The sequence below is a fragment of the Bradyrhizobium sp. HKCCYLRH2047 genome (assembly GCF_051168175.1).
Lineage (GTDB): Bacteria > Pseudomonadota > Alphaproteobacteria > Rhizobiales > Xanthobacteraceae > Bradyrhizobium.
Genome location: NZ_JBNPUM010000004.1, coordinates 385,041 through 408,717 on the forward strand (window position 1 = coordinate 385,041; position 23,677 = coordinate 408,717).

Consider the following 23,677-nt stretch of genomic DNA (forward strand, 5'->3'; position numbering starts at 1 on the left):
GTCATTGCGAGCGAAGCGAAGCAATCCAGGGCCCAGCAAGAGACTCTGGATTGCTTCGTCGCTTCGCTCCTCGCAATGACGGAGAGAGGTAGGGCGTGATGACGTTCCGTACTCGCCGAGAAGCGTTGCGCACAATCCTCGCCAGCGATCGCTGCGTCCATCCCGGCTCCGTTTACGACGCGATTTCGATCCGCGTTGCCGAGGACCTCGGCTTCGAACTCGGCATGTTCGGCGGCTCGGCGGCTTCGCTCGCCGTCCTCGGCGATCCCGACATTGCCTTGATCACCTTGACCGAGCTCGCCGAGCAGATGCGGCGGATGTCGCGCGCGGCAGCGCTGCCGGTGCTGGTCGATGCCGATCACGGCTACGGCAATGCGATGAACGTGCGCCGCACGGTGCAGGAGCTGGAAGCGGCCGGTGCCGCGGGTCTCACCATCGAGGATACGCTGCTGCCGCAGGCTTTCGGCGAAGCGAAGCCGCAACTGATCTCGCTGGCCGAAGGGGTCGGCAAGGTGAAGGCCGCGCTCGACGGCCGCGGCGATCCCGCGCTGGTCATCCTGGGACGGACGGGCGCGGTCTCCATCACCTCGCTCGACGACGCGATCGCGCGAGCCAGGGCGTATGAGGCCTGCGGCGTCGACGGGCTGTTCTTCACCGGCATCACCTCGCGCGATCAGCTCGACGCGATCGCGGCCGCCACCACGCTGCCGATCGTGCTCGGCGGTGCGCCGGAGGAGATGTCCGATCTCGGCTATCTCGCCTCGCGCCGTGTCCGCGTCGCGCTGCAGGGCCATGCGCCGATCGCCGCCGCGACGCAGGCGGTGTATGAGACGCTGAAGGCGCTGCGTGACGGCGTCTCGCCGAAGCAGCTCAAGGGGCTGCCGTCGGCCGAGCTGACGGCACGCGTGATGCGCGACGCCGATGTGAAGAAGCGCCTGCGCGATTTTCTGGGGCTCGGATCATGACCGATCGCGCCATCGTCCACGTCATGGTTCGCGGCCGCGTCCAGGGCGTCGGCTACCGCGCATGGGTCGAGGACCAGGCCATCCTCAACGGCCTCGAAGGCTGGGTGCGCAATCGCAGCGATGGCAGTGTCGAGGCGTTGTTCGCGGGTCCCTCGGACGACGTCGCCGCCGTGTTGGCAGCCTGCCGCGAGGGACCGCCAGCAGCGCGTGTCGATGCCGTGATGGAAAACCCGGCGACGGCCGATCAGCTCAAACCGCGCCGGCCGGGCGAGGCGTTCTCCGTGTTGCCGACGCTCTAACGACACGGCGCGCGAGCCCGTCGCTCACTCCGCTGAGATCACCAGCGCCTGTATCCGGCCTTCGATGGCACCCTCGCCAAAGCGGCGCGCCAGCGCTTCCGCGGTCGCCTGCGTCACGGCGGCGAGGCCGGGCCTGCCGCGCGCTTCGATCTCGCCGCGCATCGGCGTGCCCTGGCAAAATGCCATGGCCGGGTCCTGAGGCGAAGCCGCGCGGCTGCGATGCGTCACCGTCTCGATCGCGATGTCGGTGAAGCCTGCGGCGGTCAGATCGGCCTCGATCCGTCCGGAATCGTAGTAGCCGTGCGGAGTCCGGGTGAAGAACTGCGGCGGGCTTTCGGGGAAGACCTGCTGCAGCGTCTCGTGAACGACGTGAGGAATTTCATTCTCCTCGATCCGGTCCCAGACGTTGAAGACGAAACGTCCGCCGGGCCGGAGCACGCGGCGGGCCTCCGCATAGCCCTTGACGCGATCGGGGAAGAACATCGCGCCGAACTGACAGGCGACGGCATCGAAGCTCGCATCGGCAAAGGGCAGGGCCAGCGCATCGGCTTGATGAAATGCGATGCGGTCCGCAGCGGCGAGATGGGTCTTCGCCTGCGCGAGCATCGGCTCGTTGAGGTCGGTGGCGGTGATCCGGACCTCCGGCGGCAGTTGAGCATGCAGGGCCCGCGTCACCACGCCGGTGCCCGCCGCCGTCTCCAGTACGTCGCGCGGCATGTGCGCCGCGATGCGCCGCGCGAGGTCCAGCGCATAGGGCGCGAAGATCAAGGGAACCATCAGTTGATCGTAGATCTGCGGGATCGATCCAGTGAACGCCTTGTCGGATGCCGTCATGGCTTGCTCCTGTTGCAGAGGGGGGCAGGCGGGAACCGGGCGGTCGGCAGGCGCAAAATGTGCGCCGTAACATCCGTCTGGCCGGCCGCCAGTCCGGTTCAAAGCCGCGCCTCTTGACATTCACTCTCTTCAGTCAGATATTTCTGTCATGACAGAAATTACAGGTCATCGAAAACTTCCTCCCGCCGTCGAGCGCTTCATCCTCAACTGGGGCGACATGGGCGACCAGTGGGGCGTGAACCGCTCGGTGAGCCAGATCCACGGGCTGCTGTACCTCGCCGAGAAGCCGATGACGGCGGAGGACATCGCCGACACGCTCGGCATGGCCCGCTCCAACGTCTCGAACTCGCTGAAGGAGCTGCTCGCCTGGGGCTTGATCCGGCGCGTGCCGATCCTCGGCGACCGCCGCGATCATTTCGAGGCCGAGACCGACATCTGGGAGGTGGCGCAGCGGATCGCGGCCGGCCGCAAGGAACGCGAGATCGATCCCGCCATCGCGGCGCTGCGCGCCTGCGTCGCGGAGGCGACCGGCGATCCCGCGATCAACGCGGTCGCAGCCAAGCGGCTGAAGGACATGCTGGCGTTCACCGAGCTGGTCGACCGTTGGTACGTGCAGATGCTGAAGGTGCCGCGGCCGCGTCTCGTCGCGCTGATCAAGCTCGGCGAGAAGATCGCAAATCTGCTGCCCACGGGAAGGTCCAGGTCGGGCAGCGCTTGAGAAGAGTGGAGGGCGTCATGGTGACCATGCGACATCCCGGACTTTCAACGCCCTCCAGCGCCAGGCTTCATGATGATTACAGGTTTCGTGCGCTGCTGTCCGCCGAGGATTGGGGACGGCTGCCGGTGTCGATCTGGCGCCGCTTCTCCAAGCGCCTCGCCGATGGCGCCACCGTCGTCTATGTCGGCGAGGTCGATCAGGCCGAGATCAGCCGTGCCGGCTTCTGGTTCGCGCATCTGGCGCGGCTGATCGGCGGGCCGCTGCCGACGCGCGCGAACATCGGCGTGCCGATGATCGTCGCGGTGACCGAGGACGCGGCGAGTGGCGGCCAGATCTGGACGCGCATCTGCGGGCGCCCGCATGGCTTCCCGCAGGTGATCCATTCCGCCAAGCGCTTCGCCGGTCCGACGGGGCTCGAGGAATATCTCGGCTGGGGCCTCAGCATGAGCCTGCGCGTCGGCGTCGCCGATGGCGCGCTTCATTTCCATAGCGCCGGCTACACGTTCGACTTCGCCGGCCGGCGCTGGGTGCTGCCGGCATGGCTCACGCCCGGCGACCTCACCGTCACCCATTCCGATCTCGGCAGCGGCGTCTTTCGCTTCTCGCTCGAGATCGTCCATCCGCGCTTCGGGCGCATCATGCGCCAGAGCGCCGTGTTCCGGGAGTCCGCACCATGACGCCGCTGCTCTGGTCCCTGATCGCGCTTCAGATCGTGATGGGCGTGTTCGACACCTTCTATCACCATGAGTTCACCGAGCGCCTGGCCTGGCGCCCGTCACAGCGGGGCGAGCTCAAGCTGCACGGCGTCCGCAATGGGCTCTATGCGCTGCTGTTCGCCGTCCTCGGCTGGTGCGAGGTGCATGGATTGTTCGCGATCCTCGTGCTCGCGGTGCTTCTGGCCGAGATCGCTATCACCCTCACCGATTTCGTCGAGGAGGATCTGACGCGCAAGCTGCCGCCGAGCGAACGCGTCAATCACACACTGCTCGCCATCAACTACGGCGCGATCCTCATGCTGCTGGTGCCGCTGCTGATCGGCTGGGCGATGCGGCCTTCGGTGATCGTGCCGGCCTATGCCGGCGTGCTGAGCTGGATTGCTGCTGCTGCCGCGGTTGGCGCCGCGCTGTGCGGCCTGCGCGACTTCGCCGCGGCCCGGCGCCTTGCGCGGATGTCGCAGCCGGATGCGGCCGGGCTGGTCGCGGCGCTGCCGCCAGCGCAGACCATCCTGATCACGGGTGCGACCGGTTTCATCGGCGCGCGGCTGGCGGCCGGTCTCGCCGCGGCCGGCCATCACGTCGTCGCCCTGGTCCGCGACCCGGCCAAGGCCGCAGTGCTGCCGGCGCCGCTGACCTTGATCACCAGCCTCGATCAGCTCGCCTCCGGCACCCGTATCGACGCGATCGTCAACCTGGCCGGCGAGCCGATCGGCAACGCGCCGTGGACCGCGGCCAGGCGCGCGACGATCCTGCAGTCCCGGCTTGCTACGACGGAAGCGGTCGTATCCCTGATCGCGCGGCTCGACCGCAAGCCGAAGGTGTTGGTCAACGGTTCGGCGATCGGCTGGTACGGCCTGTGGCAGGACCAGCCTCTGACCGAATCGGCCAAGTCGCATGCCTGCTTCAGCCATGACCTCTGCGACGCCTGGGAACAGGCGGCGCGCGGTGCCGAAGCGCACGGTGTCCGCGTCGCATTGCTGCGGATCGGGCTCGTCGTCGGCCGCGACGGCGGCTTCCTGGCGCGGATGCTGACGCCGTTCGAGTTCGGCCTGGGCGGGCCGTTCGGCTCCGGCCTGCAATGGATGTCCTGGATCGAGCGCGACGATCTCGTTCGGCTGATCGCGCATGTGATCGCGACGGATGCCATCACCGGGCCGGTCAATGCGACGGCGCCGCTGCCGGTGCGCAATCTCGCCTTCACCGCCGAGCTCGCGCGCTGCCTGCGGCGTCCGGCGCTGCTGCGTGTTCCCGCCGGCCTCTTGCGCCGGATCGGCGGCGACTTCGCCGAGGAGCTCTTGCTCGGCGGCCAGCGCGTGGTGCCGAACAAGGCGCTGTCGAGCGGCTTCGTGTTCCGGCATCAGAGCCTGCGCAGCGCGCTCGAATCCATCCTGTGAGCGGCCGAATGCGTCACGACCGCTCGCCCCGCGCCATCGTCGCCGATGGCAGCTCGCCGAACGTGGCGCGATAGTAGCGGGCGAAGTGTCCGGCATTGGCGAAGTTGCAGGCGGCGGCGGCCGCCGCCACCGTGATGGCGGGATCGCCGGAGCGCAGCATCTCGTGGGCGCGCCGTAGGCGCACCGATTTGGCAAAGGCCATCGGCGAATAGCCGCGCACACGCTCGAACAGGCGGAAGATCGACCGGACGCTGACCCCGGCCTCGCGCGCCAAGCGCTCGATCGTGATCGGCTCGCGCCAGTTGGCCTCGATGTAGTCCTCGAGCCGCTTGACCAGGCCGAAGTCCGGCATCGGAGAGGGATCCAGGAGCGTGTCGCGGAAACGATGACGGCTGGCGCAGAGGAAGGCGACATGTACCGCATCCTCCAGCTCGCGATAGACTGCGGCGGGGAACGCCGTATCCTGCTCGTTGAGCTGGGTCGTCAGGAAGTCCAGCAGCCGCATCAGGCTGCGGGCCTGCGGATCGGCGGCCGGAATGGCAGGGTCGATCACGAAGTCGGTGCGCGGCTGCACGCCGACCAGCGCCGTGAGGCGCCGTCGCAGCGCCTGCGGATCGAGCCGCAGGGTCAGTCGCCGATGGCCGCCCTGGCACGCCATCTGCCATGGCGCGCCGGCCGGCGCGACCGCGAACTGATGCTCATTGACGTCGGTCGCCTCGCCGGGAGTGCAACTGACCGCGCGTCCCTTCAGGGCGATCTGCACTCTGATGAAGTCGGCGGCGCGATGGTCGCAGACCATGTCGCAGGTCGTGGTGCCGAAGGCGAGACCGATGGTCTCGAGTTCGATCAGGTTGACGATCGCCTCGAAGCGCTCGGCGTTCCTGAAGTCGACGCGCTCGGCGCCGAGCCGGCGCCCCGCGAGGTCGCGCAGCACGTCGGCGTTCGAGGTCCGGATCAGCGCGTGGCGATGCAATGGTTCGAGGCCGGTCGCGCCGGTCGAGGCCGGGCTCGGCTTTGCTGGGGCGCTGACGATGTCAGCTGCGGTCAAGAGACGGTTCAAGCCGCTGCTCCTGAACTCCGATTATTAACCCATGCTACATCAGGTCCTGTCGGCGTCAATTACTTCGACATCGCGGCGCTTCGGAATGCCGCGGCCAGCGTGCGCAAGGCCGCGCGCTTGGCCGCATCTCCCGCCTTTGCATGCAGCATCACCTTGGAGCGGCCGAGCTTGGGCAGGCCGAGATCCGTTCCGATATCGATCAGTCCGCTGGGTGCGATCCGGCGGGCCAGCGGCGCAATCGCAAGACCGGCGCGCGCGGCGGCCGCAACGGCCGTCACCCCGCCGCCGACGAACGTCTCGCTGAAGCTGATTCGCGCACGCTCGAGCGCGCGGACCGCGATGCTGCGCACGCCACAGGGCGGTGCGAGCGTGGCGAGCGGCAGCGTGCCGCCGGCCGGCAGACGAAATCTGGGCGCTGCGAACCAGCCGAACTCGTCCGTGATCAACGCCTCGCCACCGCGGCGGCTCGCCTCCTGGCGGACGATCACGGCGTCGAGCTTGCCGGCATCGTAGCGGTCGAGCAGGTCGCGCGAGAAGCCGATGCTGACCGACAGGACGAGGTCCGCCATGGCAGCATGCAACTGCTCGAGCATCGGCACCAGCTCGGGGCCGGCGACGTGATCGCTGATGCCCAGCGACAGCAGCGGCCGGATGCGGGGGGCCCCGGTGAGCGCGAGGTCATGCGCGGCAACCAGCGCGTGGGCGTTCTCGGCGAAGGCCGCGCCGTCGGCGGTGAGCCGGACCGCGCGCGGCGAACGCTCGACCAGCCGCTTTCCGAGCAGCGCTTCGAGCCGCTGCAGCTTGAGACTGACCGCGGCCTGGGTGGTGCCGAGCGTCTCGGCCGCCCGGGTGAAGCTGTGCAGGTCGCTCACCAGCAGAAAGGCGCGGACGGTCGCAATGTCGAGCGTGGCGGTCATATGAACTCGTTATCATTGATATCCATATCGATAAGATACCAAAATGAGTGCCGCGCGGCTAGCTTTGCTCCCGAAGCGCAGTCACGCGCTGGGTACCGGGAGCCGACCATGCCGTTGATCAACATCGTCTATGCCAGCCAGCGCCGCTCGCCGTCGCTGAAGAAGGCCATCGCGGACGCCATCACCGAATTGACCGCGCACATCCTGCGCAAGGATCCCAAGGTCACCGCCGTCATCGTCTCGGAAGCGGATGCCGCGGACTGGTTCGCCGGCGGCGCCTCGCTGGCGGAGCAGGGGCTTGCCAGCTACTGGATCGACGTTCACGTCAGCGAGGGCACCAACACCAAGGACGAGAAGGCCGCCTATCTCGCCGCGGTGTTCGCGCGCATGGCCGAGCTGATCGGCCCGCTGCATCACGAGACCTATCTGCATGTCGACGAGGTCAAGGCGGATGCCTACGGCTTCGGCGGCCTGAGCCAGGAGCGCCGCTATGTTGCGGCGAAGCTCGACGTCCCGCCGCAGCAGGGCGCCGCGTGAGCTCATGCCGTCTCCGGCTGCGCGACGCTGACGGCGCCGAACACGCTCTCGAACGCCTGTCGGAACGCGACGTCGACATCGGCGAGCGTCACCGGCAGGCCGAGATCGACCAGGCTGGTGACGCCGTAGCGCGGATCGGTCACGCCGCAGGGCACGATAGCCTGGAAGTGCGACAGGTCCGGCTCGACATTGATGGCGATGCCGTGGAAGGTCACCCAGCGCTTCAGCCGCACGCCGATGGCGGCGATCTTGTCCTCGTGGCCCTCGCCCTTGTCGGGCCGCTTGACCCAGACGCCGACGCGATCCTCGCGCCGCTCGCCGCGCACGTTGAAGGCGTCGAGGGTGCGGATGATGGTCTCCTCGAGCGCGGCGACATAGGCGCGCACGTCGGGGCGCCGCCGCTTGAGGTCGAGCATGACATAGGCCACGCGCTGGCCGGGGCCATGATAGGTGACCTGGCCGCCGCGGCCGGTCGGCACCAGCGGAAAGCGCGGATCGCGCAGGTCTTCGGCCTTGCCCGACGTGCCGGCGGTGTAGACCGGCGGATGCTCCAGCAGCCAGACCATCTCCGCGGCCTCATGGGCGGCGATCGCGGCCGCCCGCGCCTCCATGAATTCGGTCGCCCGGGCGTAGTCGACCGGCGAATCGGAGATGCGCCAATCCACGGCGTTGCCGGGAGGGCCCGCAAAGGTGGTCAGGTCGAGTGTTTCGCGGCTGTTAACCATTGGCTAACCACAACATGGTGATGTCTGGGCAATCAAAATCCAGTCGTGACTTCGGTGGTCCTGCAGTGTCAACCCTCGATAAAGTGACAGTCGACCTGATGGTCGTTCTCGGCACCTGCTCCATGCCCATCCACCAGGTTCTGCGCCTGTCCCGCGGCGCCATCATCGAGCTGGATGCCACCGAGGCCGACGACGTCAAGGTGCTCGCCAACAATCTGCCGATCGCAAATGGGGTGGTGCTGGTCGACCGCAACCGCATCGCGGTCGAGGTCAAGCAGATGCTGCCGCGCTCGCCGACGCCGACGTCGCGATAGCGCGCCACGGCCCACGCCAAAACCGTCCACAATCCGGTATTTTAGGGCAGGGCGGGCCTTGTCCCCCTGACATCGATTTGATACACGGGCGCCACTGATCCGGTGCCGCCCTTCCTCTGGCTCCGGCTTCTTCTTCGCGCTCGTGGCGGAATTGGTAGACGCGCTGCCTTGAGGTGGCAGTGGGTAACACCGTGGGGGTTCGAGTCCCTCCGAGCGCACCATCTCTCTCTCCTCAAATTCAAATCTGTTTGCGGTTTGTTCCAGCCTCGCGCCTTTCGTTCGGGCGAGGGACTGCGGTCCCGCGGCGCGATGGCGTCCGAGTTCTGCCGGTCGTTCCGCCCTCGAGAATGAGAGGGCGCGGGGAATGCCGGGCGCTGGCCGCACCCATGGCCCGCCTGCGAAAAAAAGCAGGCGGCAGGAACCACAGGTTCAGCCGAGACATCCCGGCATTCCCCGCGCGATGGTTTTCACGCTTATGTCGCGATCTCCCCGGTGTCCGGCTTTTTAGCCACCGTCGCCCTCGGGATCATCGCCCGACGACTTGGCGCCAGCATCGGGGCGCCAGGACCACGCGTCTTCACGTCCGCAAGCCTGCCGTTCGTCGGCGAGCCCGTAAGCCCGCTGCAGCACGCCTGCGGCCACCGCATCCCCAGACCCCACGTCTCGTGACGATCGCGAAGCGCCCCTCTCGGCGGGTCCAAGATGGCGATACACAAACATGATTTCTGAAAAAAAGCAACAGAGTTAATTTATTCAGAAGTTGTGGACAGGGCCAAATCAGCTTGATTCCGTCTGATGGAACCCGTCGCGCCGGGCGCCCCGACTCCGCCGCAGTGACGTTGCTAGGGTAAGTGACCCCGCAGCGACGCGTGCCCAGCGTTGGCGCCAGTCGGGGCGGGCCGGGGCACGGCCCGTGAAAGATCGTGCATGACGCCGTCCTTGTCGGCGCCACTATCCACGTCTGACGGAGCTCGGCCGTCAAATCAGCAGGCCTCAGTTCGTGCAGCTCAGGTCTGGGCCGGCCTGGTCGCTGCCGCGGCTTCCCAGCCGGGCTCGACCGGGACCATGTACCAGGTCGTCAACACGACTTTCGAAAACAGCCAACGGCCGTTTTCCCTGACATATTCATCATCGAACCGGCCGCCGACCATGAGGCTCTTGCCGTTGAGAACGGGGCGCCCGTCGAGATGGCTGTAGCCTCTGCCGTGGTCGCCATCGATTTCGACGACGTGCGCGTGGATGAATTGACGCGCCCATTTGATCGGGAAGTTGAGGAAGAAGTCGCGGATGGCCTCGCGGCCGGTCACCGACGGCCGACCGCCATAGGAGACGGTGGCGTTCTCCGCAAAGAGATCGGCCAGTTCGGCGACGCGCTCCTGGTTGACGTATTCGTGGTACGTGCAGCGCAGTGTCCGGATCGCCTCGCGATCATCATGCTCGGCAACGCGTTTCTCGAGCGCCTCGATCCTGGCTCTGAGGTCGGCATTGTCGTCTGACTTGCTCATGGTCCATCCGTTGGCGCAACGAGGGCGTCGGGCTCGAGGTGCTTGTGATCACCGATGATGTTGCGGAGCCGCTCCTCGACGCGGAGCCGTACCGCTGGATGCGGAAGGATGTAGAATTCGTCGTCGTGGATGGCCTGGATCGTCATCCTGGCCACATCGGTAGCGCTGATCTCGGATGCCTCCATTCCCGCCCTGACGCGCTGATCAAAGGGGGCGCTGTCCGGATTGGTCGCGGCCAGATGGACCGGCCGATGTCGGCTGGAATCGACAATGGCCGTCCTGACCAGCGAGGGGCACAGCACGTTGACCTTGAGATCAGATCCGGCAAGCTGAAGGTCCTTCGCAAGGCACTCGGACAGGGCGACGACCGCGTGCTTGCTGGCGCAGTAGACGCCGGAGCCCGCAACGGCGCTCAAGCCCGCGGCTGACGCCGTGTTGACGATGTGGCCCTCGTCGCCTGCAGCCATCATGCGCGGCACGAAGCTGCGAATGCCGTTGACGACGCCCAGGAGGTTGACTCCGAGCACCCACGTCCAGTCCTCGGGAGTTGCGGACCAGACCGGGCCGAGCGCCGCGACACCGGCGTTGTTGAAGAGCAGGTGAACGTTGCCGAACTCTTCAAAGGCAAGGTCGGCGAGGCGTTGAACCGCTTCGACGCTGGACACGTCGCACTGCGCCGTGTGCACGGCAATCCCGCCCGGCATCGGGTCTTTCGTGGCTGATAGTCCGTCGCGATCGACGTCGGCGAGAACGAGCTTCATTCCTTGCGCAGCGCAGGCAGCGGCCAGCTCGCGCCCGATGCCGCTGGCAGCTCCCGTGATCACCGCGACCTTGCCTTCGAGGTGCTTCATGCCGCGCTGATTCCGCCGTCCACGGTGAACACCGATCCGGTGATATAGCTCGCGGCCGGCGATGCCATCAGCAGGCTGACGCCGGCAATCTCGTCGGGGATCCCAAGCCGGTTCATCGGCACCATGGCGTGGAGCGGCGCTGTCGCGGCCTCGTCCAGCAGGCGGCCTCCGCCGAGCCCCGTCCGGAAGAAGCCGGGCGCGATGGCATTGACCTGGACGTCGAACGTGGCGAGCTCGAGCGCGGCCTGCCTGACCAGGTTCACCACCGCGGCCTTAGCGGCCGCATACGCATAGGCGGTCGCTGCCGAGCCTCTTAATCCTCCGACCGACGCCGTGACCACGATCCGACCGCCGCGCTGCGCCTTCATGTGACGGGCCGCAGCCTGGATGGTCGCGAACGCGCCGGTCTGGTTGATGGCAATAACGTCATTCCAGGCTGCGAAATCGACGTTCTCGATGTGGCCCTGCGGCAATCGAATTCCGGCTCCCCCGCTGATGCCGGCGTTCGCGAACATGACGTCGAGCCGGCCCTTGCGCGCGATGACGTCATCGACCGTCCGCCGGATGGCGTCTGGATCTGCGACATCGACCGTCGCGATCTCTGCCCCCGGGATGATCTCCTCGCCGATCCGCCTCAGTTCGGTCTCGTTCCTGTCAACCAGGATCAAATCGGCACCGTTGGCTGCCATGGTCCGGGAAATGGCCAGGCCAAGTCCGCTCGCCGCGCCGGTCACGATGGTGACCAAGCCCTCGACTGCGAAGAGGCGTTCGGCCGTCAGCAACATCGGGTCTCCTCGTTTCGACATGGTTGCCCGTTGCGCCTCCGGCCGTGCCGCGTCGTGACGCCGCCAAGAGACAAGCACAGATCATGGCCGAGACTGTCGCAATCGCGACAATCGATGCACAAAATCACCTTAGCTTGAGCCGGCGAGGGCGCCGGGACGCAGGCCGCCGCGTGCAAGAAAATCAACTTCGCGGGGTAACGACGGTCAGCATGACAACCGAGGCAACCAATGTTCTGGCGTCCATCCCAGGCGCCGAGGTCTCGACGTCCGCACGATCCCGCTCATGCCATTCACCGAGTAAAGCGATCCGGCGCTTTCTGAGGAACACAAGAGTGAGGATGTGAGCCGATGATCATCGTTGTGGGGTCTGTGGACGGGCTTAGCGAAAGCTTTGATCGTCTGATGAAGGTCAGCCTGGAGCATGTGCGTCGTTCGCGTATGGAAGACGGCTGCGTGGAGCACACCGTGCAGGTCGATTGTGAAAACTCGCTCCGTCTGCGCTTCTTCGAGCGCTGGCGTGACGCCATCGCGCTCGAGGCGCATTTCGCCCGACCCGGGTCACGGGCGTTCGTGCAGGAGGTCGCCAAGCTGTGCGCGAGACCGCCCGTCATGACCATCTATGAGGCCGAGGAAAAATCGTTCTAGCGCTGGCGGGCCGCCGGTGTGACGCGCCTCATTTTACCACATCCGGCGACTCGCGCTGGGGTGGGCCTACACCGCTGGGAGCCCGGCCACCTCGATTGATCTCCGCTACACTGATATGGGATGACAGATGTCGCGACAGCGACCATCCCGTCTTCATGTGTGGCGACGAATGAACAAAGCGGTCCTCAAGGCTGTTCTGCGCAGGAACAAGTGGTTTGCTGGCCTTTCTCCGTCATTGGCGGACAACATTCTTCGTCTGGGTCGCGTTCGAAACGCGGACAACTCCCTGATCTATTCCGCGAGCGACTCCCGCGACGGATTGATTGCCCTGGTGTCGGGGCAGGTGCGCTTGACCAGCTTTTCGCTGTCCGGCAATCCCTCCTTCCTGCTGATCTCTTCGCCTGGGTCGTGGATCGGCGTCACCTCGGCCCTCGACGGGCGCCCATATGGTTATGACGCATTCGCCATTGGCAAGGCGGTGCTGTTTCACGTGAGCCAGGAGCGGTTCGAGGCGCTCATCAACGAGAGCAACGAGTATTATTCTGCGTTTGTTCGAATGGTCTGCGATCACCTGCGCGTGTCGATGCAGAACCTGATCATTCTCCGCAATCGGCGTCCACTTCACCGGCTTGCGCAGGAATTGCAGAGGCTCGCAGAGCGTCACGGGCGACAGACCAAGAAAGGGTTGGTCATCGATTTGCGATTGTCGCAGGAGGATCTTGCGGTGATGATTGGGGTCGGCCGGCAGACGATCAATCGTCTGCTCAAGAGTCTCGAGCAGGATGGGATTGCGACGGCAAAGTACGCGTCGGTCACGATTCACGACCTGGAGGCGATCGAACGCCTCAGCTCGAGCGACCCCGTGGAGAGCTAGACGTCACCAGGCCAAGGCAAGCTTTGCGCTCGGGTTTCCCTGTCTGGCACCGAGCCCCGCGTATTCCAGCGGCGGCCGCGCCTGAACTAAAAGATGCCGCTCTTCGGTCCGGTTTGTTCAAGGCGTCATATCGAGAGAGGGCTTCCCTCGGTGTGGCGACCGCGAGGACGCCAAGCTTCCACGAGATCGCGCAGTGGAAGCACGATAACGATCCTTCCGCTCGCAGCTCACGGAATTCCGGTAAGTCGCTGAAAGGGAGGGATAATCGGCCTTCAACCCTGATCCCCGCCGCCTACTACCTTCCGCCTATGAGAGCCGGGCCGCGCTGATGCTGTAATCGCCCCGGTGCTTGCACCGCGACTGCTCATCTGGGGCCTCGCGCGCACGCGTCATACGAACACAACAAAGACATAGGCGGAGGGAACTGATGAATTTCACGAGCAGGAGATTCTTGGCTGGCATCTCGACGGTTGCCTTCCTTGTCGCCGGCACGTTGGGCGTCCGCGCCAACGACTCGGCGCTGAAGGCCGCTAGCGAGCCCGGCGCCTGGGCGATGGCCGGACATGACTACGGCAACACCCGGTTCAGCCCGCTCAAGGAGATCAACACCGAGAACGCCGGTAAGCTGTCGCTGGTCTATTCGTTCTCGCTGGCCTCGCTACGCTCGAACGAGGCCTCGCCGATCGTGATCGGCAACACGCTCTACGTCTCGACGTCGTGGGGTCCGAAATACGTCTACGCGCTGGATGCCGCGACCGGCGCGCGCAAATGGACCTATGAGCCGGATATTCCGGACGATACGCTGCAATATGCCTGCTGCGACGTGAACAGCCGCGGCATCTCCTATGCCGACGGCAAGCTGTTCGTCGGCCGGCTCGACGGCAAGCTGACCGCGCTCGATGCCGCCACCGGCAAGGAGCTTTGGACCACGAAGGTGGTCGACTACAAGCAGGGCTCGGTGATCACCTCGCCGCCGCTGGTCGTGCGCGACAAGGTCATCACCGGCTTCGGCGGCGGCGAGTACGGCGTGCGCGGCTCGTTGCAGGCCTACGACATCAACTCCGGCAAGATGGTCTGGCAGACCTACACCGTGCCTGCGCCCGGCGAGCCTGGCAGCGAGACCTGGAAGGGCGACACCGGCTTGCATGGCGGCGGCGCAGCCTGGCTGGTCGGCTCCTACGATCCGAAGAGCGACACGGTCTATTGGGGCACCAGCAACCCCGGTCCCTGGAACACCGCCGTGCGCTCGACCGGCAATGGCGATTTCGGCAAGCTGACCAATCTGTATACGGCGTCCACGCTGGCGCTCGATCCGAACACCGGCAAAATCAAGTGGCACATCCAGACCACGCCTGCCGATGCCTGGGACTATGACGGCGTCAACGAAGCCATCCTCGCCGATCTCAAGGTCGGCGGCGCAGCCGTTCCGACCTTGATGAAGGCCGATCGCAACGGCTTCTTCTTCGTGGCCAATCGAGAGACCGGCAAGGTGATCTCGGCCGAAAAGTACGTCTTCGCCAACTGGGCGCAGAAATGGGACATTTCGACCCTGCGCGCGGTCGAGGACCCGGACAAGCGGCCGGGCCCTGGACATCCCGTCAAGGACGTCTGCCCGAACCTGATCGGCGGCAAGAACTGGCAGCCGATGTCGTACAATCCGGACACCGGCCTGGTCTACATCCCGACCAACAATGTCTGCATGGACTGGGCGGTCAGCGACGTCTCGTACAAGCGCGGCGTGTTCTATCTCGGTGCGGAATTCCCGACCAAGGAAGGCCCGGGCGGATTCCTCGGCGAGCTCATCGCCTGGGATCCCGTGAACAACAAGAAAGTCTGGTCGATCCAGGAAGACCTTCCGTTCAACGGAGGTACGCTCAGCACCGCCGGCGGTCTGGTCTTTTCCGGCAATCTGCACGGCGATTTCCGCGCCATCGACGCCAAGACCGGCAAGATCCTGTGGAAGAAGAATCTCGGCTCCGGCATCGGGGCCGGTCCGGTGACCTATTCGGTCGACGGCAAGCAATACGTCGCCGTCGTCGTTGGTCGCACCGCCTCGATCCCGGCGTTCCTGGGTGAGATCGGCAAGAAGATGACGAACGCAGCTCCCGAGGGCGGCGCCCTGTTCGTGTTCGCGGTCCAATAGCCGCAGAGTTCACGACGGCCACGCGTGTCCCCGGCCGCGGGGACACGCGCAGCGTTCGGCCAATCCGCATCAAGCGGACGAAGGAAGGCGGCCCGGCCGCGAGACCGAGCCGTACCATATAAACAGATAAACAAGACCTGAGGGATCGAGGATGCGCCTGAATCGCCGTCAGACTGGCTCGAATAGGCGGGCCGCCGAACTGTCAGCAAGCGCGACGGCTCTCGTCGCCTTGATGGCCTCCACCCTGCTGGCCTCGTCGGCGGCGGGTCAGGCCAACGAGGCCGAGCCGCTGCGACTCTGCGCGGATCCGACCAATCTTCCGTTCTCGAGCAACAATCCAACGCAGCCGGGATTCTATCTCGAGGTCGGTCAGGCGCTGTCACAGGAACTCGGCCGCCCCGTGGCCTATGACTGGTACAAATCCTATTTCGGCAAGCGAACCGTGCGCGTGACGCTGCTGGGCAAGCAGTGCGACGCGATGATCGGCCTGCCGCTGTCAGCGGACTTCATGGGACCGGCCGTGATCTTCTCGAAGAAGATCGCGACCGAGACCTACGCACTCGTCAGCCGCGGGACGCTCATCGTCCACAGCATCGACGATCTCCGAGGCAAGCGTGTCGCCGTGCAATACCAGACCACGCCGCAAAACCTGCTGGCCCAACGCGACGACATCGAGAAGGTGACGGTGCTGACGCCGGACGAGGGCCTTGCGGCGCTGGCCCAGGGCAGGGCCGATGTCGCCTTCGTCTGGGGGCCGGTTGCAGGCTGGTTGAACAAGACGACCTACGAGAGCAGCTTCCTTATCCAGCCGGTCGAGGGCGACGGGCTATCCTGGGATGCCGCGATCGGCCTTGCCAAGAGCTCCGGCCAACTGCGCGATCAGATCGACGCCGCATTGCCGCAGCTCGCGCCGCGGATCGCCGAGCTCGCGGTCAAATACGGGCTGCCGAGCGAGCCGTCGATCAGGCTCGGCGCCGTGCCGCGCCCGATCAAGCTGGCGTCGACAACTGACCCCGCTCCGCTTCTCCGCCAGCCGGTCGCCGAGGCCGTCGTGACCAGCGTTTCGGACTCGACTGCGAGCGAGTCGAAGACCGAGGCGGTGACGCTAGGCAAAGAGATCTTCAATGGCACCTGCGCCCACTGTCACGGACCCGACGCCGTGCAGGCAGAACGCCGGATCGACCTGCGACGGCTGCAGACCCGCTACGGTGAGGACATGCGCGACAAATTTTGGACCACCGTGCATGAAGGCCGTCCCTCCAAGGGCATGCCCGCCTGGAAGGAGGTCTTTACCGACGACCAGTTCGAGAGCATCTATACATTCCTGCTGACCGTGCAGTCGTCAGAGACGGCAAATTGAGGGAGCGACACCGGCCGACACGATCTGCCGGATCACCCGGCACGTGCTGGCAGCGAGTGAAGGTCGGACATGACGCGTTTTCTGATCATCGACGATCATCCCCTGTTTCGCGAAGCTCTCGGTAATGCGGTGCGTCTGGCGCATCCTGACGCCGAGATCTTCGAGGCGCTGTCGATTGCCGATGCCCTCAGCACCCTTGCGCTCGAACCCGACATCGACCTGGCGCTGCTCGATCTGACGCTGCCCGATGCCATGGGCTTCTCGGGATTCCAGCGGCTTCGCGCCGCCCATCCGCGGCTTCCGGTCGCGATCGTCTCGAGTGACGAGGACCAGAACGTGGTGCGCGAGGCGCTTTCGCTCGGCGCGGCCGGCTATCTGCCGAAGTCGACCTCGAAGCGCGAGCTGACGTCCGCGATCGAGCGCGTGCTCAGCGGCTCGATCTCGGTCCCGAAAGACTTCGTGCCCGCGGTCGAGCGCCACGGGAAGGGCTCATCTCGCGCGCTGCAGGCGCGTCTCGAGGAGCTGACGCCGCAACAGCTTCGCGTCCTCGACCTGATCAGGCGTGGCTATCAGAACCGGGAAATCGCCGGCGAGCTTCAGCTTGCGGAGTCGACCGTCAAGGCGCACATCACCGAGATCCTGAGAAAACTCCGCCTGTTCAGCCGCAACAAGGCCATCATCGAGATCGGCAAGATCGCGCTGAACGCGCCGGCCGACCGTCAGGGATCGCGCACCGCTTCGGGCAGAAAACACCTGTAGCGGAATTGTTGCGCCGCAAGACTTCACGGCCACCGCAGGCGTGGCGACGTCGATGGCGTCTTGGTCGTTGATTGATGCCAGCCAACGCGATATCGCTGATGCTCCGGTTCTGACGTTCCTTCGAAGACGCGGCGCGCACGCTGGTTGAATGTCGGATCCGCGACACTGAATAAGCCGGACCTTCGATCTGGCCGGGGAGGGGACAGGCACGTGGCTCGATTGCTCATCGTCGAGGACCATCCGCTGTTTCGCGAGGCGCTGGAGAGCGCGATCCGCGCCGCTCTGGCTGACGCCGAGATGCGCGAGGCGACGTCCGTCGACGTGGCCGTTGGGCTTCTTTCATCTCCGCCGAGATTCGACCTGATCCTGCTCGACCTCTCGACGCCCGGAACGACCGGACTCTCCGGCGTCATCCGCATCCGCAAGACCGCGCCGCGCACGCCGATCCTGGTCGTTTCCGCGCATCGGGACCCGGACCTCGTCGCCCACGTGCTCGCGCTGGGTGTCTCCGGCTACATCTCGAAATCGACTTCGAAGCAGCAGCTTGCCGAGGCAATCAACGCCGTGCTGCGCGGCGAGGTCCATGTTGAAGGCGGCTCCCTCTGCGCCGGCGCGCGCCGTGGCCGGCTTCCTGCTCAGGACCTCCTGAAGCGTCTTCACGAGCTGACGCCGCAGCAGCTGCGCGTGCTCGACCTTATCCGCCGTGGACTGCAGAACAAGCAGATCGCCTATGAGCTCGGGATCTGCGAGACGACAGTGAAGGTCCACGTCTCGGAGATCCTGCGCAAGCTTCGCGTCATGAGCAGGACCAAGGCCATCATCGAGATGGAAAAGATCGACTTCGTGAACCTCATCAGCGAGCCGCGCACGCCAGCTCGGGCAAACGGCGCTGAAGCGCTCATGACAGCAAGAACGACAACAGCGCGCGAAGCTCCGCAGGCCTGACCGGCTTGGTCAAGATCTCGAGCCCGTATTGGCTTGCTTCCCTGGCTGCGTCTTCGGAATAGTCGGCGGTCACGATCATGGCCGCAACATCTCGGCCAAGGGATTGCCTGATGTCCCGGATGGCGGCAAGCCCGCTCTCGTCGCCATCCAGGTGCAGATCCGCGATGATCGTCTCAGGGACTGCGCCGAGCGCACTCAAACGCTGCAAGGCGTCATTCAACGACGCCGTAGCTACGACGTCGCAGCCCCATTTTTCCAGCAGACTGACCATGGCCTCGGCGGTGGCCAGGTCGTTTTCGATCAGCAGGATCTTGGCGCCTTCGAGCCCGCCATAGTCGTGGTCGACGTGATCCGCGGGATGTGGATCCGGCAGTACGGCTGCCGGGTCTGCGCGGTCGAGCTCGAGCTTGAATGTGGACCCATGTCCAACCCGCGAAGCCAGCCTGACCTCATGGTCCAATGCCTTGGCGAAGCGACGAACGATCGACAGGCCCAGCCCAAAACCGGCCTGATCCTCGGCGCTCGGCCGACCGCGCTGGAATTCGAGAAAGATCGCTTCTTGTTGCGGCTTGGGAATCCCCGGGCCGGTGTCGTGGACCTCGATGCGAACCCGGCCCGCTCCCGGCCCCGGCCGGCATCCCATGACGACGCCGCCCTGCCGTGTGTAGCGCAGGGAGTTGGCGAGGAGGTTCTGCAAGATGCGCCGCAGCATCATGGCATCCGAGACCACGGCGATCGAGCACGGACAAATGCGCAGGGACAACCCGCGTTTGGCCGCGATCGGGGCGAATTCGCGTTCGAGCGGCTCGAACAGGGTCGAGAGCAGAACGGGCCTGACATCGGGGCGCAGGGCTCCGGCATCGAGCTTGGCAATCTCCAGCAGGGATCGCAGCAGATCCTCGAGCATGGCCAGCGAATGGTCGACCTGGCCGACCATGGCCGTTCCGCGATCGGACGAGACCTCGTCCGCCAAGGTCGAGAGCGTGAGCCGCGCGGCGTTGAGCGGCTGAAGCAGATCATGCGTGACGGAGATGAGAACCGAGGATTTCAGGGAGCTCGCCGCTTCAGCCTGCTGCTTGGCCCGAAAGAGGTCCTTGTTGGCGGTTTCGATCGAACGCAGCGCATCACGCAGCTGGCGCGTTCGCTCGCGCACCTGCTGATCGAGCGCAATCGCCGTTTCGAACAGTGAGAACGCGTTGAACTGCTGGTCCATCGAGCGTTCGACCCGGGACATCAGCGCGGCGTTGATCTTCCTGAGCTTGGCCGCCTCGCGCTGCAGGTCTTCCGGAGACGCCGCGGCGGTCATTGCTGCGTCGCTCCACGTTTGCCGATCGCGACCCCGGTCAGCGTCTGATTGACATGCATTGAACCGTACTGCTCGCCATAGGTATGGAACCCGACGATCCGGTTGTCGCGATAGAGCTCGGACATTTCCCGCGCAAACTGATGCTGCTCCGCGTCAAGACGCCTGAGGATGCACTCGAAACCGATGAAGATCGAGACCTCGCCGATCTCGTCGCGGACCTCGGCCAGCATCTCGCGGGCGGCCGCCACGGAATTGCGTGACCTCGCCGCCGTCAGCACCATTCCTTCGTCGATCGCGCAGAAGAACCGGAGTGAGCCGTCAGGGCTGACGCGCTGAATCGAGCGCGCGAAATAGGAGCCGCCGACTCGCACCAGGACCGGATGGGCTGCAAACAGGAACGGGTCGAGCTCGGAATCGGCGATTCCGATCGCGCGGCAATATTCCTCCGCCGCCGGCTCGGCATTGAGCTGCTTGACGATGCGCTGCTCGAGATCGGCCTCCGTCACCACCATCTTGGTCGAGGTCGGCTCGAAATTGTCGCATTTGAACAGCCGGAACGGCAATGACGTCCTGATCAGGATCAGCACAGCCATGTCCGTGTGGGCCTTGCCGTCGTGAAAGACCCAGGTGCGCTCGAACCGCAGACCATCGCCGGCCGACCCGCCAACCAGGGGAATATTGTCGAGCGAGGCGTAGATCGCCGACATGATCGCCTCTTCGCGCTGGCACATGCCGTCGATCAGGACGAGTCCGAACACGCCGTCGTCGTCGCGACCACCGTGCCGCGACAGATCCTGCCTCAGCTGGTTGCCGAGGCGACGTCCTTCATCGACGCGAAAGCCCGACAACCCGAAGATGGGCTGTGCGAATACCGTGAAATCTTCGGCGGCAAATCCGAGAGCGACGACACTGTTGTCGTCCCAGCCATCGGGCGACAGCTCTCCGGCCGTCGTACAGCCGTATACGGGGATGTCCGCAAGACGGGTCGTCACCTCCACCATGAACTCGTTTGGATCGTAGTGGGGCGACAGGAAGATCAGCACCATCGCCAACCCGTCGGCCGGCAACTGGCTGCAGATGTCGGCCGCCGCAGCGGCCTCCGTTGCAGCCTTGGACTTTGCAGCAGTCACGCCAGACGGACGCGGGGGCCGAGGATCGGCGTCTCCCATCGGGCACCTCCCGGAACGACACTTTGGGTTGTTGGTGATCGTTCGTTTTTTTAGAAGATTAGGCCAATTGAGCAGCAACGGCAACTGCGCGGCTTGATCCAGAACAAGGACTTGGGCCGGGCTGTCGTCCGATCATCTGCCCGGATCTGCTCACCGCGCCTGGCCGGGGGGCTGGCCCGCGCCCGCTCCGGATCGAAAAGGGAAAGATCTCGCATGCTCCGCCGCATCGTTCTTGTCGCCGTTCTCGTCAGCCTGGCACCGAGCGCCCGCGCGCTCGACGGCAATCCGGTCGCCGGGAAAAGCATCTTCCAGCGCATCTGCCATAACTGCCACTCTGCCGAGATCGGCGTCAACAAGGTCGGCCCGAGCCTCTGGAACATCGTTGGACGCCAGCCGGCGGCTGTGCCGGACTACGCCTATTCGGAGAGCATGAAAAAGAACAACGCGCCTTGGACCGCAACGGCACTGGATGCCTATATCGCCGATCCTCGCGGGGACGTTCACGGGGTCAAGATGTATTTCAAAGGATTGGCGGACGCGAAGGAGCGGGCCGACGTCGTCGCCTATCTCTCGACACTGAGATAGCGCGGCCGGGGAAGCTTGCGATTTTGCCGACGCTGCTGACCCGCGCTGTTCGAAAGTAGCCTCTCACCGACTACGGCTGGCGTCGTTGGCGCGCCGGCCCAGGGCATCTTGCCATGGTGATTTCCTGCTCCACTGGCTTCGTGCCGTATGCCGCTGCGGTCGCTTTGCGGGCACCAGTCATGTCACGATGAGCTTGGATCACCCTTCTTTCGAAGTGCGAGCTTCAGGGCGGCGCCCCCCATTCTCGAATCCTCGATCCACAGTCGGCCATCATAGAGGCTGGTCAGGTCGCGGGCGATCGCCAGACCGAGCCCAGTGCCCGGCTTCGCGTCGTCAAGTCTCGTGCCCACGTCGAACACGCGCATTCGATGTTCGGCCGGAATGCCGGGCCCGTCGTCCTCGACCGTGATCAAGACGGAGCTGTCGAGATCCTCGATCGAAACGACGACGAGGTCATGTGCCCATTTTGCCGCATTGTCGAGCAGGTTGCCGATGAGCTCGGTCAGATCGTTGGTATCGCAGGCAACGACGACGTCGGCCGCTCCTTCGACTTCGAACCGCCGGTCGTGCCCCGGGCTGAATCGCGAGTAGGTATCGATGATGCTCCTCAAGACGTCGGCGACGACCGCAAACGCACCTGCATTCGCGATCGTGGAGGCCTTTGCGCGCGCCGTCTGGTAGTCGATGAGCAGCGCCATGCGCGAGCACTGCTCCGACAGGATCTGCGCGTGGCTCTCCTGACCGGACGCTTTCAGCCGTGCGGCCTCCTCGTCGAGGATTGCCAGAGGCGTCTTCAGCGCGTGCGCAAAGCTTCCTGCGAGCACGCGAGCGCGATCGACCATGCTGAGGTTTGCCGTGATCATCCCGTTCAATTCGGTGACGAGCGGCATGATTTCCTCCGGCAGGTCCTCGGGCAGGCGTGTGGTCTTGCCGCTGCGCACTTCCACGATGGCGCGACTCATCCGCTGCAGCGGCCGCAGGCCGTAGGCGACCTGAGCGTAGGCGGTGCCAACCATGGCGAGGGCCAGCAGACCCAGCGTCGCCATCAGTGTCAGATTGAGGTGCTCCATCTCGTCACTGATCAGTCGCTCGTCGGCACCGATTCGGATTTCGACGGGTTGCCCGAGACGAGACGGCTCGCTGATGTTTCGGACCATCCGCATCGGCCCGGTCGGTCCTTCCACATTCGCCAGCGCCGTGGAGGGAGGCAGTGAGCCCTCGCGGGTCTGGTCGGGCGTGACCGAAAGAGAGAGGTCATCCTGTAGCGAGGGCGAACGCACGGTCTCGCCGTTCTGCAGGATGACCTGCCAATACATTCCGGATCTGGCCGGAGAGAAACGCGGATCGCTCAGATTGCGGGCGATGAACAGCCGCTGCGCTGCGTCGAGTTCCACGAGATCGGCGAGCTCGCGGGCGTGATCCAGCAGGTCATGATCGAAGTGGGCCTCGACGACACGGCGAATGACGATCGAGAGCCCGAGCCCGCTGGCGAACAAGACGATTGAAATCCAGATCGCGGCGACCGCGATCATCCGGGCTCGGAAGTTGCGGCTGAACATGGCTCTATCCGAAGCGATATCCCATGCCTCTGACGGTGCGAATGCAGTCCCGCCCCAGCTTTCTCCTGAGCCGGGCAATGTAGACTTCGACCGTATTGGAGTCGCGATGGTCGCTGCTCGGATAGATGTGCTCCAGCAGCTCGGTCTGCGACACGATATGATCGGCGCGGCGCATGAGGAACTCGAGCACGCGCAACTCGAGTGCAGTCAGGTCGACGATCTCCCCGTCCTTCTTGACCAGGCCAGCCGCCGCGTTGAATTCGATCTGTCGGAGGCGGAGCACGGCCTCCGGTCTGCTGGAAACCCGACGGAGCAGCGATTTGACCCGCGCGACGAGCTCCTGGGCCTTGAAGGGCTTTTCGAGATAGTCGTCCGCGCCTGCGTTCAGGCCGTTGACACGCTCGACCCAGCCGCTGCGGGCGGACAGGATCAGCACCGGCAGCGTGTGCCCGGTATGACGCCAGCGTTGCAGCACGTCGAGGCCCGAAATGCACGGCAGGCCGAGGTCGAGGACCGCGGCATCATAGGGCTGGCTGTTGCCCAGCATCCAGCCCTGCCTGCCATCGGTGGCGAGATCCGCCTCGAAACCGGCATCGGCCAGGCTTTCCCTGATGCGCTCCGCGTAGACGGGCTCGTCCTCTATGAGCAGAATGCGCATTGCCATTCCTCCGGTTGCCGAACGGGTTCCGACGATGCGGACACGCGGATCGGG

The 23,677-nt window shown here is 65.2% G+C and carries 25 protein-coding genes and 1 tRNA gene; 15 read left to right on the forward strand and 11 right to left on the reverse strand.

The features are described 5' to 3' along the window. Positions 1–98: 98 nt before the first annotated feature. Positions 99–965: an isocitrate lyase/PEP mutase family protein gene (locus ACQR1D_RS12095; RefSeq protein ID WP_434874564.1), complete on the forward strand. Its 867-nt coding sequence runs from the start codon at positions 99–101 to the stop codon at positions 963–965. After that, positions 962–1,264 carry an acylphosphatase gene (locus tag ACQR1D_RS12100; protein ID WP_315804918.1) on the forward strand — a complete coding sequence of 101 codons (303 nt, stop codon included), beginning with the start codon at positions 962–964 and terminating at the stop codon, positions 1,262–1,264. Before ACQR1D_RS12095 ends, ACQR1D_RS12100 begins: the two co-directional genes overlap by 4 nt. 24 nt (positions 1,265–1,288) lie before the next feature. Here ACQR1D_RS12100 and ACQR1D_RS12105 read toward each other — a convergent pair whose 3' ends face one another. Then, the gene (locus ACQR1D_RS12105; RefSeq protein WP_434894045.1) at positions 1,289–2,098 is read right to left on the reverse strand and encodes a class I SAM-dependent methyltransferase; all 810 of its coding nucleotides are present in this window, start codon (positions 2,096–2,098) and stop codon (positions 1,289–1,291) included. A 148-nt stretch (positions 2,099–2,246) separates the two neighbouring features. Here ACQR1D_RS12105 and ACQR1D_RS12110 point away from each other — a divergent pair, with 148 nt between their 5' ends. Genes ACQR1D_RS12110 through ACQR1D_RS12120 form a run of 3 tightly spaced genes read left to right on the forward strand, consistent with a single transcriptional unit; the run spans position 2,247 to position 4,926 of the window. Then, positions 2,247–2,816: a GbsR/MarR family transcriptional regulator gene (locus tag ACQR1D_RS12110; protein ID WP_434894046.1), complete on the forward strand. Its 570-nt coding sequence runs from the start codon at positions 2,247–2,249 to the stop codon at positions 2,814–2,816. Between the two features lie 17 nt (positions 2,817–2,833). Continuing rightward, positions 2,834–3,493 carry a DUF4166 domain-containing protein gene (locus tag ACQR1D_RS12115; protein WP_316182156.1) on the forward strand — a complete coding sequence of 220 codons (660 nt, stop codon included), beginning with the start codon at positions 2,834–2,836 and terminating at the stop codon, positions 3,491–3,493. Then, positions 3,490–4,926, forward strand: a complete 1,437-nt coding sequence (locus ACQR1D_RS12120; RefSeq protein WP_434886688.1) for a TIGR01777 family oxidoreductase — start codon at positions 3,490–3,492, stop codon at positions 4,924–4,926. Before ACQR1D_RS12115 ends, ACQR1D_RS12120 begins: the two co-directional genes overlap by 4 nt. Before the next feature lie 13 nt (positions 4,927–4,939). Here ACQR1D_RS12120 and ACQR1D_RS12125 read toward each other — a convergent pair whose 3' ends face one another. Together ACQR1D_RS12125 and ACQR1D_RS12130 are read right to left on the reverse strand one after the other, a co-directional pair. Next, positions 4,940–5,986: an AraC family transcriptional regulator gene (locus ACQR1D_RS12125; protein WP_434894047.1), complete on the reverse strand. Its 1,047-nt coding sequence runs from the start codon at positions 5,984–5,986 to the stop codon at positions 4,940–4,942. Between the two features lie 59 nt (positions 5,987–6,045). Further along, positions 6,046–6,903, reverse strand: a complete 858-nt coding sequence (locus tag ACQR1D_RS12130) for a LysR family transcriptional regulator (protein WP_434894048.1) — start codon at positions 6,901–6,903, stop codon at positions 6,046–6,048. 108 nt (positions 6,904–7,011) lie between these two features. Here ACQR1D_RS12130 and ACQR1D_RS12135 point away from each other — a divergent pair, with 108 nt between their 5' ends. Continuing rightward, on the forward strand, positions 7,012–7,440 hold the full coding sequence (locus tag ACQR1D_RS12135) for a tautomerase family protein (RefSeq protein WP_316182161.1): 429 nt from the start codon (positions 7,012–7,014) through the stop codon (positions 7,438–7,440). A gap of 2 nt (positions 7,441–7,442) precedes the next feature. On the opposite strand, the gene lipB is transcribed toward ACQR1D_RS12135, so the two are convergent. After that, positions 7,443–8,165, reverse strand: a complete 723-nt coding sequence (lipB, locus tag ACQR1D_RS12140; protein ID WP_434838307.1) for a lipoyl(octanoyl) transferase LipB — start codon at positions 8,163–8,165, stop codon at positions 7,443–7,445. Between the two features lie 20 nt (positions 8,166–8,185). On the opposite strand from lipB, the gene ACQR1D_RS12145 reads away from it, so the two are divergent. Further along, complete coding sequence (locus tag ACQR1D_RS12145) at positions 8,186–8,479, forward strand: FliM/FliN family flagellar motor switch protein (RefSeq protein ID WP_409997983.1); 294 nt, start codon at positions 8,186–8,188, stop codon at positions 8,477–8,479. A 136-nt stretch (positions 8,480–8,615) separates the two neighbouring features. Continuing rightward, positions 8,616–8,700: transfer RNA gene (locus ACQR1D_RS12150), tRNA-Leu, on the forward strand. Between the two features lie 786 nt (positions 8,701–9,486). Here the strand turns inward: ACQR1D_RS12150 and ACQR1D_RS12155 are convergent. Genes ACQR1D_RS12155 through ACQR1D_RS12165 form a run of 3 tightly spaced genes read right to left on the reverse strand, consistent with a single transcriptional unit; the run spans position 9,487 to position 11,620 of the window. Beyond that, positions 9,487–9,984 (reverse strand): nuclear transport factor 2 family protein, encoded by a 498-nt coding sequence (locus ACQR1D_RS12155; RefSeq protein WP_434847800.1) that lies wholly within the window; start codon positions 9,982–9,984, stop codon positions 9,487–9,489. Further along, positions 9,981–10,835, reverse strand: coding sequence for an SDR family NAD(P)-dependent oxidoreductase (locus ACQR1D_RS12160; RefSeq protein WP_434847801.1), 855 nt, complete (start codon positions 10,833–10,835; stop codon positions 9,981–9,983). Before ACQR1D_RS12160 ends, ACQR1D_RS12155 begins: the two co-directional genes overlap by 4 nt. Beyond that, complete coding sequence (locus ACQR1D_RS12165) at positions 10,832–11,620, reverse strand: SDR family NAD(P)-dependent oxidoreductase (protein WP_434894049.1); 789 nt, start codon at positions 11,618–11,620, stop codon at positions 10,832–10,834. The genes ACQR1D_RS12160 and ACQR1D_RS12165 overlap by 4 nt, the downstream gene beginning before the upstream one ends. Before the next feature lie 348 nt (positions 11,621–11,968). Here ACQR1D_RS12165 and ACQR1D_RS12170 point away from each other — a divergent pair, with 348 nt between their 5' ends. From ACQR1D_RS12170 to ACQR1D_RS12195, 6 genes are all read left to right on the forward strand, one after another. Further along, positions 11,969–12,265: a putative quinol monooxygenase gene (locus tag ACQR1D_RS12170; RefSeq protein WP_434894050.1), complete on the forward strand. Its 297-nt coding sequence runs from the start codon at positions 11,969–11,971 to the stop codon at positions 12,263–12,265. Between the two features lie 169 nt (positions 12,266–12,434). Continuing rightward, positions 12,435–13,139, forward strand: coding sequence for a Crp/Fnr family transcriptional regulator (locus ACQR1D_RS12175; protein WP_434894051.1), 705 nt, complete (start codon positions 12,435–12,437; stop codon positions 13,137–13,139). A gap of 451 nt (positions 13,140–13,590) precedes the next feature. Beyond that, positions 13,591–15,282: a PQQ-dependent methanol/ethanol family dehydrogenase gene (locus ACQR1D_RS12180; RefSeq protein ID WP_434894052.1), complete on the forward strand. Its 1,692-nt coding sequence runs from the start codon at positions 13,591–13,593 to the stop codon at positions 15,280–15,282. 232 nt (positions 15,283–15,514) lie between these two features. Further along, positions 15,515–16,642, forward strand: a complete 1,128-nt coding sequence (locus ACQR1D_RS12185) for a c-type cytochrome (RefSeq protein ID WP_434894053.1) — start codon at positions 15,515–15,517, stop codon at positions 16,640–16,642. Between the two features lie 69 nt (positions 16,643–16,711). Further along, on the forward strand, positions 16,712–17,401 hold the full coding sequence (locus ACQR1D_RS12190) for a response regulator transcription factor (protein WP_315804942.1): 690 nt from the start codon (positions 16,712–16,714) through the stop codon (positions 17,399–17,401). A 210-nt stretch (positions 17,402–17,611) separates the two neighbouring features. Then, a complete protein-coding gene (locus ACQR1D_RS12195) occupies positions 17,612–18,346 on the forward strand; it encodes a response regulator transcription factor (RefSeq protein WP_316182172.1) in 735 nt (244 codons plus the stop codon). Here ACQR1D_RS12195 and ACQR1D_RS12200 read toward each other — a convergent pair. Beyond that, positions 18,300–19,652 (reverse strand): hybrid sensor histidine kinase/response regulator, encoded by a 1,353-nt coding sequence (locus ACQR1D_RS12200; RefSeq protein ID WP_434894054.1) that lies wholly within the window; start codon positions 19,650–19,652, stop codon positions 18,300–18,302. The genes ACQR1D_RS12195 and ACQR1D_RS12200 overlap by 47 nt on opposite strands. Then, a complete protein-coding gene (locus tag ACQR1D_RS12205; RefSeq protein WP_316182176.1) occupies positions 19,649–20,821 on the reverse strand; it encodes an FIST N-terminal domain-containing protein in 1,173 nt (390 codons plus the stop codon). Before ACQR1D_RS12205 ends, ACQR1D_RS12200 begins: the two co-directional genes overlap by 4 nt. 93 nt (positions 20,822–20,914) lie before the next feature. On the opposite strand from ACQR1D_RS12205, the gene ACQR1D_RS12210 reads away from it, so the two are divergent. Continuing rightward, a complete protein-coding gene (locus ACQR1D_RS12210; RefSeq protein ID WP_316237801.1) occupies positions 20,915–21,406 on the forward strand; it encodes a c-type cytochrome in 492 nt (163 codons plus the stop codon). 182 nt (positions 21,407–21,588) lie between these two features. Here ACQR1D_RS12210 and ACQR1D_RS12215 read toward each other — a convergent pair whose 3' ends face one another. After that, positions 21,589–22,965: an ATP-binding protein gene (locus ACQR1D_RS12215; protein WP_434894055.1), complete on the reverse strand. Its 1,377-nt coding sequence runs from the start codon at positions 22,963–22,965 to the stop codon at positions 21,589–21,591. A 4-nt stretch (positions 22,966–22,969) separates the two neighbouring features. Then, the gene (locus tag ACQR1D_RS12220; protein WP_315804948.1) at positions 22,970–23,623 is read right to left on the reverse strand and encodes a response regulator transcription factor; all 654 of its coding nucleotides are present in this window, start codon (positions 23,621–23,623) and stop codon (positions 22,970–22,972) included. Positions 23,624–23,677: the final 54 nt, after the last annotated feature.

Excerpts from the sequence above, each read along its gene's own strand:
- ACQR1D_RS12130 (WP_434894048.1), bottom strand. The coding sequence starts at position 6,903 with ATGACCGCCACGCTCGACATTGCGACCGTCCGCGCCTTTCTGCTGGTG.
- ACQR1D_RS12215 (WP_434894055.1), bottom strand. The coding sequence starts at position 22,965 with ATGTTCAGCCGCAACTTCCGAGCCCGGATGATCGCGGTCGCCGCGATC.
- ACQR1D_RS12205 (WP_316182176.1), bottom strand. The coding sequence starts at position 20,821 with ATGGGAGACGCCGATCCTCGGCCCCCGCGTCCGTCTGGCGTGACTGCT.
- ACQR1D_RS12200 (WP_434894054.1), bottom strand. The coding sequence starts at position 19,652 with ATGACCGCCGCGGCGTCTCCGGAAGACCTGCAGCGCGAGGCGGCCAAG.
- ACQR1D_RS12165 (WP_434894049.1), bottom strand. The coding sequence starts at position 11,620 with ATGTTGCTGACGGCCGAACGCCTCTTCGCAGTCGAGGGCTTGGTCACC.
- ACQR1D_RS12160 (WP_434847801.1), bottom strand. The coding sequence starts at position 10,835 with ATGAAGCACCTCGAAGGCAAGGTCGCGGTGATCACGGGAGCTGCCAGC.
- ACQR1D_RS12170 (WP_434894050.1), top strand. The coding sequence starts at position 11,969 with ATGATCATCGTTGTGGGGTCTGTGGACGGGCTTAGCGAAAGCTTTGAT.
- ACQR1D_RS12175 (WP_434894051.1), top strand. The coding sequence starts at position 12,435 with ATGAACAAAGCGGTCCTCAAGGCTGTTCTGCGCAGGAACAAGTGGTTT.
- ACQR1D_RS12220 (WP_315804948.1), bottom strand. The coding sequence starts at position 23,623 with ATGCGCATTCTGCTCATAGAGGACGAGCCCGTCTACGCGGAGCGCATC.
- ACQR1D_RS12145 (WP_409997983.1), top strand. The coding sequence starts at position 8,186 with ATGTCTGGGCAATCAAAATCCAGTCGTGACTTCGGTGGTCCTGCAGTG.
- ACQR1D_RS12100 (WP_315804918.1), top strand. The coding sequence starts at position 962 with ATGACCGATCGCGCCATCGTCCACGTCATGGTTCGCGGCCGCGTCCAG.
- ACQR1D_RS12115 (WP_316182156.1), top strand. The coding sequence starts at position 2,834 with ATGGTGACCATGCGACATCCCGGACTTTCAACGCCCTCCAGCGCCAGG.
- ACQR1D_RS12135 (WP_316182161.1), top strand. The coding sequence starts at position 7,012 with ATGCCGTTGATCAACATCGTCTATGCCAGCCAGCGCCGCTCGCCGTCG.
- ACQR1D_RS12155 (WP_434847800.1), bottom strand. The coding sequence starts at position 9,984 with ATGAGCAAGTCAGACGACAATGCCGACCTCAGAGCCAGGATCGAGGCG.
- ACQR1D_RS12105 (WP_434894045.1), bottom strand. The coding sequence starts at position 2,098 with ATGACGGCATCCGACAAGGCGTTCACTGGATCGATCCCGCAGATCTAC.
- ACQR1D_RS12190 (WP_315804942.1), top strand. The coding sequence starts at position 16,712 with ATGACGCGTTTTCTGATCATCGACGATCATCCCCTGTTTCGCGAAGCT.
- ACQR1D_RS12110 (WP_434894046.1), top strand. The coding sequence starts at position 2,247 with ATGACAGAAATTACAGGTCATCGAAAACTTCCTCCCGCCGTCGAGCGC.
- ACQR1D_RS12185 (WP_434894053.1), top strand. The coding sequence starts at position 15,515 with ATGGCCTCCACCCTGCTGGCCTCGTCGGCGGCGGGTCAGGCCAACGAG.
- lipB (WP_434838307.1), bottom strand. The coding sequence starts at position 8,165 with ATGGTTAACAGCCGCGAAACACTCGACCTGACCACCTTTGCGGGCCCT.
- ACQR1D_RS12095 (WP_434874564.1), top strand. The coding sequence starts at position 99 with ATGACGTTCCGTACTCGCCGAGAAGCGTTGCGCACAATCCTCGCCAGC.
- ACQR1D_RS12120 (WP_434886688.1), top strand. The coding sequence starts at position 3,490 with ATGACGCCGCTGCTCTGGTCCCTGATCGCGCTTCAGATCGTGATGGGC.